This window comes from Agromyces sp. Root81 (genome assembly GCF_001429165.1).
In the GTDB taxonomy this organism is placed as follows: Bacteria; Actinomycetota; Actinomycetes; order Actinomycetales; family Microbacteriaceae; genus Agromyces.
In genome coordinates this window covers 498,997-511,316 of record NZ_LMIR01000002.1, presented here as the reverse complement: position 1 = coordinate 511,316, position 12,320 = coordinate 498,997, and the positions used below count along the sequence as shown (strand labels likewise).

The window sequence follows — 12,320 nt, the reverse complement described above, 5'->3', positions numbered from 1 at the left end:
CCTCGGCGACATGCGAATCGCACAGCCCCGGGTGCTGGCGTACCGCGGCCGTTCGCGTTGTGCCAGAATCTGTTCTCGGCGCCGCAGTCAACGGTGCTCGAAGAGGAGCAGCGTGGCCGCCGTGCGCATCCCGGTCGACCGGGATCTCTCGATCGATTTCGCTCGAGCCTTCTGCCTGCCGATCGTGGTGCTGCTGCACGCACTGCAGATGGGCATCGGCGGCGACCCGCTGCGGGCGTTCAACGCGCTCGACGGCTTCGAGCCGCTCGCCTGGGCGACGTGGCCGCTCATGATCATGCCCGTCTTCTTCATCTGCGGCGGGTTCGCGTCGATCACCCAGTGGCGGCGGCTCCGCGGACACGGCGAGACCGTGTCGCATTACATCCGGATCCGCGCCATCCGTCTGGCGCAGCCCGTGGTCGTGCTCGTCGCGGCGGTCGGCGCGGTGCTCGCGCTCATGCTCCTCGCGGGGGTCGACGCCGAGTTCGTCCGCACCTTCGCGGTGCGCCTCGCCGAGCCGCTCTGGTTCATCCCCGTCTACCTGATCTGCACGGCGTTCGTGCCGACGATGTCGTGGCTGCACCGGCACGCGCCGTGGCCCACGTACCTCGGCCTCGCCGCCGTGGTGGTCGCGGTGGACATCCTCGTTCGCGGGTTCGGCGCGCCGGTCGGCGCGCTCAACTGGATCTTCGTCTGGCTGTTCGCCCAGCAGTTGGGCTTCGGGCTGCGCGACGGCTGGTTCGCGCGTCGGTCGCGACTCGTGCTCGCGCTCGTCGCGGTCGGGTCGTACGGCGTCATCGGGGTGCTCGTGACCTGGTTCGGGTACTCGCACGACATGCTCGACAACCTCAACCCTCCGACGCTGGCGATCCTCGCCCTCGCACTCGGCCAGGCCTGCCTGTTCGCGCTCGTGCAACCGCTCATCCGGCGCATGATGCAGTGGCGGCCGATGCTCGGCGCGGTGTTCGTCTTCGGCGTGTACGGCATGGTCATCTACCTCTGGCACACGTTCGCGATGGCGGTCGTGACCGCGTTGCACCTCGCGTCCGGCCTGTCCTATCCGCCGGTGCTGTCGCCGGCGTGGTGGGCGACGCGTCCGCTCTGGATCCTCGCCATCGCGGTCGTGGTGGCCGGATGCTGCGTGGTCGTGCCGCGCATCGAGTCGCGGTGGCCGAAACCGGTCGAGCGCAGAACCCCGCTCGCTGCGGTGCTGCTCTGGAGCGCGTGCGCCGTGGCCGGTGTCGGCGTGCTGCTCGTACTCGGCTACGTTCCGTGGCAGAACGGCCTGCTGGGCTGGGCGCTCGTGACCGTCGCGGTGGTCGCACTCATCGTGGGCGGCCCCGGGCCGCGCACCCGGGCCGCGGCGACGCCCGCCGAGGTGCGGGACGCGGCGACCTCGTCCCCTGCTCGATCGTAGGCTTGAGGGCATGGTCGAACCCGAATCCGTCGTGTCGCTCGGCCCCGGTGCCGACTCGGCCGTTCCCACGGACGCCGGCGACCGCGCGGTTCGCGTGCGACTCTCGATCGCGTACGACGGCACCGACTTCAAGGGATGGAGCCGGCAGCCGGGTCAGCGCACCGTCCAGGGCGTCATCGAGGACGCCCTCGAGATCCTCTTCCGGCGAACCGGCACGGTCCCGCGGCTGACGGTCGCGGGGCGCACCGATGCCGGCGTCCATGCGCTGGGGCAGGTGGCGCACTTCGACGTCCCGCCATCCGCGCTCTCGGCGGTTACCCGGGCCCGGCGCGGCCATCCGACCGAACCGGGGGCCGGCGATCCAGCCGCGGTGCTGCTTCGACGCCTGACCGGTGTGATCGGGGCATCCGACGCCGATGTCGTGGTGACCGGCGCCGCGATCGCGCCCGACGGCTTCGACGCGCGCTTCTCGGCGGTGTGGCGACGATACGAGTACCGCATCGCGGACTCCGCCGCCGTGCGGGATCCGCTCGATCGTCTGCGCACGGTCTGGTATCCGCGCACCCTCGACGCGGAACGGATGGATGTCGCGGCGCAGACGCTGCTCGGCCTCCACGACTTCGCCGCGTTCTGCAAGCCGCGTGCCGAGGCCACGACGATCCGCACCCTGCAGTCGTACCGATGGCGGCGCGACGCGGGCGGCGTGCTCGTCGCGTCGCTGCAGGCCGACGCCTTCTGCCACTCGATGGTGCGCGCGCTGATCGGCGCGGCCGTCGCGGTCGGGGAGGGGCGTCTCGATGCCGATGCGCCGGCCGCGCTGCTTCGAGCGGCGCAGCGCACGAGCGCCTTCATGGTCATGCCGGCGAAGGGGCTCGTGCTGACGGAGGTCGGCTACCCCGACGACCACGAACTCGAGATCCGCGCCGCCCAGACTCGCGCGCGACGTGAGCTGCGCGTGCAGCTCGAGCCGGAAGATCAGGAGGATCCGGCCGAACGGGGCGAACCGGGCGCGGGGGAGTGACACGACGCCGATTGGACGCTCGGGTCCCGACCCGCTAAGCTTGCCCTTTGGTGCCGTCCTCTGCGGCGGCATCCGAAGTTGAGCCCTCCACCAGGGCGTTCGAACGCATCGCGGGCGAACACCCACCGGAGTGGGATTCACGAACCCCTCACTCGATCAGAAAGCAGCACTTCCGTGACGCGCACTTTCACTCCCAAGCCGTCCGACATCCAGCACGACTGGGTCGTCATCGACGCAACCGATATCGTTCTCGGTCGCCTCGCGAGCCACACCGCAGCCCTGCTGCGCGGCAAGCACAAGGCGATCTTCGCGAACCACGTCGACACCGGTGACTTCGTCATCATCGTCAACGCCGACAAGGTGGCCCTCACCGGCCAGAAGCTCGAGCAGAAGAAGGCCTACCGCCACTCCGGGTACCCGGGTGGCCTCAAGGCAGTCGGCTACGCCGAGCTCCTCGAGAAGAACCCCGTCCGCGCCGTCGAGAAGGCGATCCGCGGCATGCTCCCGAAGAACTCGCTCGGTCGGGCCCAGCTCAAGAAGCTGAAGGTCTACACCGGACCGGAGCACCCGCACGCGGCTCAGCAGCCGAAGCCGTACACCCTCACCCAGGTCGCCCAGTAATTCCGGCACCCTCGACGTTCTCGAAATAAGGATTCACACCACCATGGCGAAGATCGCAGACCAGATCGAAGCGGCTCCCGAGAGCTACACCACCGAGAGTGCCCCCGAGGCAGCTCCCAGCACCCCCCGCCCCGTGCTCAACGTGTCGGGCGCGGCCGTCGGCCGTCGCAAGCAGGCCATCGCCCGCGTGCGCCTCGTTCCCGGCGCCGGCAGCATCACCGTCAACGGACGCGAGTTCGCGGCCTACTTCCCCAACAAGCTGCACCAGCAGCTCATCACCGACCCGTTCACGGTGCTCGAGCTCATCGGCTCGTACGACGTGGTCGCGAAGATCACGGGCGGCGGCCCCTCGGGCCAGGCGGGCGCGCTGCGCCTCGCGATCGCTCGTGCGCTGAACGAGATCGACCGCGAGAACAACCGCGCGACGCTCAAGAAGTCGGGCTTCCTCACGCGTGACGCTCGCGTCATCGAGCGCAAGAAGGCCGGTCTCAAGAAGGCCCGCAAGGCGCCGCAGTTCTCGAAGCGCTGATCCCAGCGTCCGGTTCTCCGTACATGCCTCGGCTTTTCGGAACCGACGGGGTCCGGGGCCTGGCCAACCGTGAACTCACGGCTGACCTGGCCCTGGGCCTCGCCCAGGCGGCTGCTGCCGTCCTCACGCAGGGGCGCCACGCCGACGAGCTTCGCGCCGCCGGACGGCGCCCGGTCGCCGTCGTGGCGCGCGATCCGCGCGTCTCCGGTGAGTTCATCACCGCTGCCGTCTCGGCCGGCCTCGCGAGCTCCGGTGTCGACGTGCTCGACGCCGGGGTCATCCCGACCCCCGCGACGGCGTTCCTCATCGACTCGATCCGCGCCGACTTCGGTGTGATGATCTCGGCGTCGCACAACCCGGCGCCCGACAACGGCATCAAGTTCTTCTCCTTCGGCGGCACCAAGCTGCCCGACGAGGTCGAGGACCGCATCGAGTCCTTCCTCGGCAAGCAGAAGCTCGCTCCGGTCGGCGACGGCGTCGGCCGCATCCGCCGCTTCGCCGACGCCGAGGACCGCTACGTCGTGCACCTGCTCGGCACATTGCCGCACCGCCTCGAGGGGCTGAAGGTCGTGCTCGACTGCGCCCATGGCGCCGCAGCGGGCGTCTCGCCCGAGACCTTCAAGGATGCGGGCGCCGAGGTCATCGTCATCGGGGCCGACCCCGACGGCATGAACATCAACGACGGCGTGGGCTCGACCCACCTCGAGAAGCTCCAGGCCGCCGTCGTCGAGCACGGTGCCGACCTCGGCATCGCCCACGACGGCGACGCCGACCGCTGCCTCGCGGTCGATGCCGACGGCGACATCATCGACGGCGATCGCATCATGGCGATCCTCGCCGTCTCGATGAAGGAGCGCGGCACGCTCACCGACGACACCCTCGTCGTCACGGTCATGTCGAACCTCGGCCTGCGCCGTGCGATGGCCGAGCACGGCATCCGCGTCGTCGAGACGAAGGTGGGCGACCGCTATGTGCTCGAGGCACTCGCAGCCGAGGGCCTCGCCCTCGGCGGGGAGCAGTCGGGTCACGTCATCATGAGCGAGTTCGCCACGACCGGCGACGGCGTGCTGACCGGGCTCCACCTCGCAGCCGAGATGGCGCGCACCGGCAAGACCATCGCCGAGCTCGCCTCGGTGATGACGGTCTACCCGCAGGTGCTCGTGAACGTGCGCGGTGTCGACCACCACGCCCTCGCAGCCGACACTGAGATCGCCGCAGCGGTCGCAGCGGTCGAGGCCGAGCTCGGCGACACCGGCCGGGTGCTGCTGCGCCCCTCGGGCACCGAGCCGATGGTTCGGGTGATGGTCGAGGCCGCCGAACAGGATGTCGCCGAGCGGCACGCCGAGGCACTCGCCGCCGTCGTGCGCGAGCGTCTCACCACCGTCTGACGACGAAGCATCCCCTTCCTGGCGCCGCTGCGCCCGGGAGGGGATGTTCCGCGTTCAGAGCTTGCGGAGCAGGACGCTCGAGACCGTGTGATCGGAACTCTTGCGCAGGACGAGTGATGCCCGTGAGCGCGTCGGACGGATGTTCTGCAGCAGGTTCGGCTCGTTGATCGAGTGCCAGATCTCGCGCGAACGGTTTCTCGCCTCGGCCTCGGTGAGGCTCGCGAAGCGGTGGAAGTACGAGCGCGGGTTCGCGAAAGCCCCGCGCTGGAGCTTCAGGAACCGCTCCTCGTACCACCGGGCGATGTCGCTCGTGCGTGCGTCGACGTAGATGGTGAAGTCGAAGAGATCGCTGACCGCGAGGCGGTGTCCGGGGCCGGGCGGCTGCAGCACGTTGAGCCCCTCGACGATGAGCACGTCGGGCCGGCGAACGGTGATCTGCGCGTCGGGGACGATGTCGTAGGCGAGATGCGAGTAGAAGGGCGCTCGGACTTCGGATGCCCCGGCCTTGACCTCGCTCACGAAGCGGAGCAGCGCCCGCCGGTCGTAGGACTCGGGGAATCCCTTGCGCGCCATGAGGCCGCGGCGCTCGAGCTCGGCGTTGGGGAAGAGGAATCCATCGGTCGTGATGAGCTCCACACGCGGCGTGTGCTCCCATCGCGCGAGCAGCTCGCGCAGCAGGCGCGCGATCGTCGATTTGCCGACGGCGACCGAGCCGGCGACCCCGATGACGAACGGTGTGGACTCGAAACGCTCGCGCAGGAACTCGCTCGTGACCTTGTGCAGCGACTTCGTGCCGCCGACGTAGAGGTTCAGCAGCCGGCTGAGCGGCAGGTAGACCTCGGCGACCTCGCGCGGGTCGAGCGGCTCGCCGAGGCCGCGCAGTTGCACGATCTCGGTCTCCCGCAGCGGCGACGGCATCGACGGCGCGAGCGCGGCCCAGTCGGCCCGATCGAGTTCGATGAACGGGGAGATCTGCGCCGCGTGCGACGACGGGCTCTGCGGATCGGGCACCGTGCCAGTGTAGTCAGACGGAGCGGGCACCCAGCAGCGCGCCAGTAGAATCGCACCCATGTGTGGAATCGTCGGATATGTCGGAGAGCGGAACAGCCTCGACGTCCTTATGGGAGGCCTTCGCCGCCTCGAGTACCGTGGCTACGACTCAGCGGGAGTGGCGATCGTCGATGACGACGGCGTCATGGAGACGGCCAAGCGCGCCGGCAAGCTCCAGGTGCTCGCCGACGAACTCGAGGCGAACCCGCTGCACCGGGGCGGCACCGGCATCGGCCACACCCGGTGGGCGACGCACGGCGGTCCGACCGACGTCAACGCCCACCCGCACCTCGGAGACGAGGGCCGACTCGCCCTCATCCACAACGGCATCATCGAGAACTTCTCCGAACTGAAGGCCGAGCTCCTCGCTGACGGCTACACCTTCGAGAGCGAGACCGACACCGAGGTCGCCGCAGTGCTCCTCGGCAAGGAGTACCGGTCGACCGGCGACCTCCGCGAGGCATTCCGCAACACCGTGTCGCGGCTCGACGGCGCCTTCACGCTGCTGGCCGTGCACCGCTCGGAGCCCGGCGTCGTCGTCGGAGCCCGTCGCAACTCCCCGCTCGTGATCGGCCTCGGCGACGGCGAGAACTTCCTGGGTTCGGATGTCGCGGCCTTCGTCGAGTACACGAAGCGCGCCCTGGCGATCGGCCAGGACCAGATCGTGACGATCACCGCGGGCGACGTCGTCGTCACCGACTTCGACGGACAGCCCGTCGAGGTCGAGCCGTTCGACGTGGCGTGGGACGCCTCCGCCGCGGAGAAGGGCGGCTGGTCCTCGTTCATGCGCAAGGAGGTCGCAGAGCAGCCCGAGGCGGTCGCGAAGACCCTCCTCGGCCGCGTCGTCGACGACGCCGTGGTGATCCCCGAACTCGCGTCGTTCGGCGATGACGAGCTCCGAGACATCCGTCGCATCACGATCGTGGCCTGCGGCACCGCCTCCTACGCGGGCATGGTCGCGAAGTACGCGATCGAGCAGTGGGCGCGCGTGCCCGTCGAGATCGAGCTCAGCCACGAGTTCCGCTACCGCGAGCCGGTGCTCGACGACCACACGCTCGTGGTCTCGATCAGCCAGTCGGGCGAGACCATGGACACGCTCATGGCCGTGAAGTACGCCCGCGAGCAGGGTGCGCGCACGATCTCGATCTGCAACACGCAGGGCGCCACGATCCCTCGTGAGTCCGACGCGGTCGTCTACACGCACGCCGGCCCCGAGGTCGCCGTGGCATCGACCAAGGCGTTCGTCGCGCAGATCGCAGCGCTCTACCTCTTCGGCCTGCACCTCGCACGCGTGCGCGGCACGCTGTCGGCGGGCGAGATCGCGGAGCAGCTCCACGAGCTGCAGGCGGTGCCCGAGAAGCTCGAGCTCGTGCTGGCCGAGTCCGAGAAGGTCGCGCAGCTCGCGCACTGGATGGCCGACACCCGCTCGGTGCTCTTCCTCGGCCGTCACGTCGGCTACCCGATCGCGCTCGAGGGGGCCCTGAAGCTCAAGGAGCTCGCCTACATCCACGCCGAGGGCTTCGCCGCCGGCGAGCTCAAGCACGGCCCGATCGCGCTCATCGAGCCGGGTCAGCCCGTGTTCGTGGTCGTGCCGAGCCCGCGCGGCTCTGCGACCCTGCACCCGAAGGTCGTCTCGAACATCCAGGAGATCCGCGCTCGCGGTGCTCGGGTGATCGCGATCGCCGAGGCCGGCGACGCCGCAGTGCTGCCGTTCGCCGACGAGGTGCTGCGCATCCCGCTCGCTGCGCCGCTCTTCGAGCCGCTGCTCGCGGTCGTGCCGCTCCAGATCTTCGCGATGGAGCTCTCGCAGGCGAAGGGCCTCGACGTCGACCAGCCGCGCAACCTCGCGAAGTCGGTCACGGTCGAGTGAGCGCGCGGGTGCGGGAGGCGGCGCCGTGATCGCGGGAATCGGCATCGATGTCGTGGACATCGCCCGGTTCGAGCGGTCGCTGACCCGCACTCCCGCGCTCCGCGAGCGCCTGTTCGCCGAGAGCGAACGCGAGCGGCCGGTGCGGTCGCTCGCGGCACGGTTCGCCGCGAAGGAGGCGCTCATCAAGGCGCTCGGCGGCAACCCCGTGATCCGGTGGCACGACATGCGCATCGTGCAGGACGAGCACGGGAACCCCGACTTCGAGCTGTCGGGCGCGATCGCCGACCTCACGAGCAGCCTCGGCATCGACCGCGTGCACCTCACGATGAGCCACGACGCCGGCATCGCGAGCGCCTTCGTCGTGCTCGAGACCGGCACCGGGGACGCATCGTGAGCACATTGCCGGATGCCGCTGCGTCGCCGTTCCGCGAGGCGGTCGTCGATCTCGACGCCGTGCGCGACAACATCCGCACGCTCGCGGCGACGGTGGCGCCGGCTCGCACCATGGCCGTGGTGAAGGCGAACGCCTACGGGCACGGCGCCGTTCCGGTGGCGCGGGCCGCGCTCGCAGGCGGCGCCGACTGGCTCGGCGTCGCCGACATCTTCGAGGCGCTCGAGGTGCGCGGCGCCGGCATCGACGCACCGCTCCTCGCGTGGCTGCACGACCCGGGAGCCGACTTCGCACCCGCGATCGACCGTGACATCGATCTCGGCGTCTCGTCGTTCGACCAGCTCGAGGTGATCGCGGCCGCCGCGGCATCCGTCGACCGGGTCGCCGCCGTGCACCTCAAGCTCGATACCGGGCTCAGCCGCAGCGGTGTCGCCCCCGAGGCGTGGGGCCGGGCGGTCGCGCGTGCCGTGGAGCTGGAGCGCGACGGGCGCATCCGCGTGCGCGGCGTGTTCAGCCACCTCGCCAACACCTCCTCCGACGAGGACGCACGTCAGCTCGAGGCCTTCGAACGCGGTCTCGAGCAGGTCGCGTCGGCCGGACTCGACCCCGAGGTGCGGCACCTCGCCTCGACGGCGGGCGCACTGCGGGTCCCCGCCGCGCGCTTCGACCTCGTGCGGATCGGCATCGGCGCCTACGGCATTCCTCCGTTCGGCGACGGGACCACCGCCGCCGACCTGGGGCTGCGTCCGGCGATGACGTTGCGCGGCCGGGTCGCGGCGACGCGGCGCATCGAAGCCGGGACCGGCGTCTCGTACGGGCACACCTGGCGCGCCGAGCGTCCGACGACGCTCGCGCTCGTGCCCCTCGGCTATGCCGACGGCATCCCGAGGCAGGCGTCGGGCCGCGCCGAGGTCTGGATCGCGGGTGCGCGTCGCCCGGTCGTCGGCCGCATCGCCATGGACCAGTTCGTGGTCGACGTCGGCGACGCCCGCGTCGAGACGGGCGACGAAGTCGTGCTGTTCGGCGACCCAGAGACGGGTGCGCCCTCGGCCGACGACTGGGGCGACGCCGCCGGCACGATCGGCTACGAGATCGTCACCCGCATCGGGGCGCGCGTGCCGAGGCGTTACGTGGGCGGCGAGTGATGCGCTTCGAGGCGCCCGACACCGAGGCGATGGAGGCGTTCGGCCGTGAGCTCGGCGCCGTGCTGCGCGCGGGCGACGTGGTCGTGCTCACGGGGCCGCTCGGCGCGGGCAAGACCACCCTCACCCGTGGCCTCGCCGGCGGCCTCGGCGTGCGCGGCCCGGTGCAGAGCCCGACGTTCGTGCTCGCGCGCACGCATCCCAGTCTCGTGGGCGGCGCTCCGCTCGTGCACGTCGACGCCTACCGTCTCGGCAGCGCAGCGCTCCTCGACGACCTCGACCTCGACTTCGAACGGTCGGTGGTCGTCGTGGAGTGGGGCGCCGGACTCGTCGACGACGTCACCGACTCGTGGCTCGAGATCGTCATCGAGCGGCCGACCGGTGCGAGCGCCGTCACGGCGAGCCGCACGGATGACGCGGGCGACGCGATCCTCGACGCCGACGAGCCGCGCATGGTGGCGGTCGCCGGGTACGGACCCCGCTGGGCGGACACCCCGTACGCCGCGCGCGCGTAGGCTTGAGGGCATGCTTCTCGCGATCGACACCTCGACGGGCACGAGTGTCGCCGTCGTCGATCGAGACCGTGCCAGCGGCGAGCTGCGCTGTCTCGCCGAGGCCAGCACCGACGACACGATGCGGCACGCCGAGGTGATCGGCGGGTTCATCAGGGACGCCCTCGCGACGGCCGGCATCGACCGTCGGGCGCTGTCGGGGGTCGCCGCGGGCATGGGCCCGGGGCCGTTCACGGGTCTCCGCGTCGGCATCGCCGCCGCGCACGCCTTCGCCCTCGGCATCGACCGGCCGTTCGTGCCGGTCGTGAGCCACGACGCGATCGCCCTGACCCGGTACACCGCAGGCGACGCCGGCCCGCTGCAGGTCGTCACCGATGCGCGCCGCCGCGAGTTCGCCGTCTCCGACTACGACGGTCTCGACGCCGACGGGATGCCGTTGCGGGTCGGAGGCCCCGTGCTGGTGCCGCGCGACGAGGTGCCCGCGGCGCGGGGCATCCGCTTCGACGCCTCGATCGTCTCGGCCGGCGCGATCGGCATGCTCGCGGAGCTCGCCTTCGCCGCCGGGCGGTTGCCGCTCACCTCCGATGCCCCGATCTACCTGCGGGCGCCCGATGTCACCCCGTCGGCCGGCAAGAAGGTGCTGCGATGAGCGTGTTCATGCGGCGTGCGACGGTCGCCGACCTCGACCGCATCATGGTGCTCGAGCGGGCGACGTTCTCGGCCGATGCGTGGCCGGAAGACGCGATGCGCCGCGAGATCGAGAGCCCGCACGGCTACTACCTCGTGGCGGTCGCCGACGAGTTCGAGTCCCCGTCCGCCGATGCCGACGCCGATCCCGCTGGGGGGCTCCTCGGCTACGCGGGCCTCCTCGCTCCCGTGGGAGGCGGGCAGGGCGACATCCAGACCATCGCGGTCGCACCCTCGACCCGCGGCATCGGGCTCGGGCGCGGGCTCATGCACGCCCTCATCACCGAAGCGCGACGCCGGCACGTCGCCGAGATCTTCCTCGAGGTGCGCGCCGACAACCCTGTCGCTCGGGCGCTCTACGACTCGCTCGGCTTCGAGGAGATCGGCGTGCGACGGCGGTACTACCGGGACGGCGTCGACGCCGTGCACATGCGCCTCACCGTTCCGCCGGCGGTCACCCGCCCCGCCGAACGGACTGCGCTCGGCACCGATGACGCGAAGGCGAGCCGATGAACCGCGACGCACCGCTCATCCTCGGCATCGAGACCTCGTGCGACGAGACCGGCGTCGGCATCGTTCGCGGCACGACCCTGCTCGCCAACACGATCGCCTCATCGATGGAGGAGCACGCGCGCTACGGCGGGGTCGTCCCCGAGGTCGCCGCGCGGGCGCACCTCGAGGCGCTCGGCCCGACGATCAGGACCGCGCTCGCCGAGGCATCCGTCTCGCTCGACGACATCGACGCGGTCGCCGTGACGAGCGGCCCCGGCCTCGCCGGAGCGCTCATGGTCGGCGTCGGCGCCGCGAAGGCGCTCGCCCTCTCGCTGGACGTGCCGATCTACGCCGTGAACCACCTCGTCGGCCACGTCGGCGCCGACCTGCTCGACACCGCGGCGCCGCTCGAGACGCCCACCGTCGCCCTGCTCGTCTCGGGAGGGCACACCTCGCTGCTGCTCGTGCGCGACCTCGTCTCCGACGTCGAACTGCTCGGCGAGACGATCGACGACGCAGCGGGGGAGGCGTTCGACAAGGTGGCGCGACTGCTCGGCCTGCCCTATCCGGGCGGGCCCGAGATCGACCGCGCCGCGATCGGCGGCGACCCGCGCGCCATCCGCTTCCCGAGAGGGCTCACCCAGTCGAAGGACCAGGCGGCGCATCGCTACGACTTCAGCTTCTCGGGGCTGAAGACCGCGGTCGCCCGCTGGGTCGAGCAGCGCCAGGCCGCCGGCGAGCCGGTGCCGCTCGCCGATGTCGCCGCGAGTTTCCGCGAGGCCGTCGCCGACGTGCTCGTGTCGAAGGCCGTCGCAGCCTGCACCGAACTCGGCGTGCCCCGCCTCCTCCTCGGCGGCGGGGTCGTCGCCAACGCGCGCCTCCGCGAGCTCGCGACCGAGCGAGCGGATGCCGCGGGCATCGCGCTGCGCATTCCGCCGCTCTCGCTCTGCACCGACAACGGCGCGATGATCGCGGCGCTCGGTGCGCAGCTCGTGATGGCCGGGCATCCGCCGTCGACCCTCGACTTCGGCGCGGACTCGACCCTGCCGGCGACCGAGATCCAAGTGGCGGCGAACGCCGCGTAAGCCGTGCGCCCGCGCGCGTGGCGCGATAGTGTGTGCGGAAGACCGGATGTCGCCGTCGTTGACGGCGCCCGAAGCCCTGCCAACGTGGCGGGAGCGCATTCGACCACATCGAGGG

The 12,320-nt window shown here is 71.1% G+C and carries 13 protein-coding genes; 12 read left to right on the top strand and 1 reads right to left on the bottom strand.

All coding sequences use genetic code 11. The features are described from left to right. Positions 1 to 112 precede the first annotated feature (112 nt). The 5 genes from ASE14_RS07300 (at position 113) to glmM (ending at position 4,976) form a co-directional block, all read left to right on the top strand. Complete coding sequence (locus ASE14_RS07300) at positions 113 to 1,417, top strand: acyltransferase (RefSeq protein ID WP_056652925.1); 1,305 nt, start codon at positions 113 to 115, stop codon at positions 1,415 to 1,417. A gap of 10 nt (positions 1,418 to 1,427) precedes the next feature. After that, positions 1,428 to 2,438: a tRNA pseudouridine(38-40) synthase TruA gene (gene truA, locus ASE14_RS07295; RefSeq protein WP_082600302.1), complete on the top strand. Its 1,011-nt coding sequence runs from the start codon at positions 1,428 to 1,430 to the stop codon at positions 2,436 to 2,438. A gap of 174 nt (positions 2,439 to 2,612) precedes the next feature. Further along, positions 2,613 to 3,059: a 50S ribosomal protein L13 gene (gene rplM, locus ASE14_RS07290; protein ID WP_056652922.1), complete on the top strand. Its 447-nt coding sequence runs from the start codon at positions 2,613 to 2,615 to the stop codon at positions 3,057 to 3,059. A gap of 43 nt (positions 3,060 to 3,102) precedes the next feature. Continuing rightward, positions 3,103 to 3,588, top strand: a complete 486-nt coding sequence (gene rpsI / locus ASE14_RS07285) for a 30S ribosomal protein S9 (protein WP_056652919.1) — start codon at positions 3,103 to 3,105, stop codon at positions 3,586 to 3,588. Between the two features lie 23 nt (positions 3,589 to 3,611). Continuing rightward, positions 3,612 to 4,976 (top strand): phosphoglucosamine mutase, encoded by a 1,365-nt coding sequence (glmM, locus tag ASE14_RS07280; protein ID WP_056652916.1) that lies wholly within the window; start codon positions 3,612 to 3,614, stop codon positions 4,974 to 4,976. Positions 4,977 to 5,030: 54 nt separating this feature from the next. Here glmM and coaA read toward each other — a convergent pair whose 3' ends face one another. Continuing rightward, positions 5,031 to 6,047 (bottom strand): type I pantothenate kinase, encoded by a 1,017-nt coding sequence (coaA, locus tag ASE14_RS07275; RefSeq protein WP_082600300.1) that lies wholly within the window; start codon positions 6,045 to 6,047, stop codon positions 5,031 to 5,033. Between coaA and glmS the strand changes: the two genes are divergently transcribed. The 7 genes from glmS to tsaD are packed head-to-tail and all read left to right on the top strand — an operon-like array spanning position 6,046 to position 12,205. Further along, a complete protein-coding gene (glmS, locus tag ASE14_RS07270) occupies positions 6,046 to 7,896 on the top strand; it encodes a glutamine--fructose-6-phosphate transaminase (isomerizing) (protein ID WP_056652909.1) in 1,851 nt (616 codons plus the stop codon). The two genes, coaA and glmS, sit on opposite strands and share 2 nt — an antisense overlap. 25 nt (positions 7,897 to 7,921) lie before the next feature. Further along, positions 7,922 to 8,290 carry a holo-ACP synthase gene (locus ASE14_RS07265; RefSeq protein ID WP_056652906.1) on the top strand — a complete coding sequence of 123 codons (369 nt, stop codon included), beginning with the start codon at positions 7,922 to 7,924 and terminating at the stop codon, positions 8,288 to 8,290. Next, positions 8,287 to 9,432 carry an alanine racemase gene (gene alr, locus ASE14_RS07260; RefSeq protein WP_082600298.1) on the top strand — a complete coding sequence of 382 codons (1,146 nt, stop codon included), beginning with the start codon at positions 8,287 to 8,289 and terminating at the stop codon, positions 9,430 to 9,432. The genes ASE14_RS07265 and alr overlap by 4 nt, the downstream gene beginning before the upstream one ends. Continuing rightward, entirely contained in the window at positions 9,432 to 9,944 is a 513-nt protein-coding gene (gene tsaE, locus ASE14_RS07255; protein WP_056652901.1) for a tRNA (adenosine(37)-N6)-threonylcarbamoyltransferase complex ATPase subunit type 1 TsaE, read from the top strand. The genes alr and tsaE overlap by 1 nt, the downstream gene beginning before the upstream one ends. Before the next feature lie 10 nt (positions 9,945 to 9,954). Continuing rightward, a complete protein-coding gene (gene tsaB / locus ASE14_RS07250; protein WP_056652898.1) occupies positions 9,955 to 10,590 on the top strand; it encodes a tRNA (adenosine(37)-N6)-threonylcarbamoyltransferase complex dimerization subunit type 1 TsaB in 636 nt (211 codons plus the stop codon). Next, complete coding sequence (locus ASE14_RS07245) at positions 10,587 to 11,141, top strand: GNAT family N-acetyltransferase (RefSeq protein ID WP_056652894.1); 555 nt, start codon at positions 10,587 to 10,589, stop codon at positions 11,139 to 11,141. The genes tsaB and ASE14_RS07245 overlap by 4 nt, the downstream gene beginning before the upstream one ends. Then, the gene (gene tsaD, locus ASE14_RS07240; RefSeq protein ID WP_056652892.1) at positions 11,138 to 12,205 is read left to right on the top strand and encodes a tRNA (adenosine(37)-N6)-threonylcarbamoyltransferase complex transferase subunit TsaD; all 1,068 of its coding nucleotides are present in this window, start codon (positions 11,138 to 11,140) and stop codon (positions 12,203 to 12,205) included. Before ASE14_RS07245 ends, tsaD begins: the two co-directional genes overlap by 4 nt. Positions 12,206 to 12,320 lie beyond the last annotated feature (115 nt).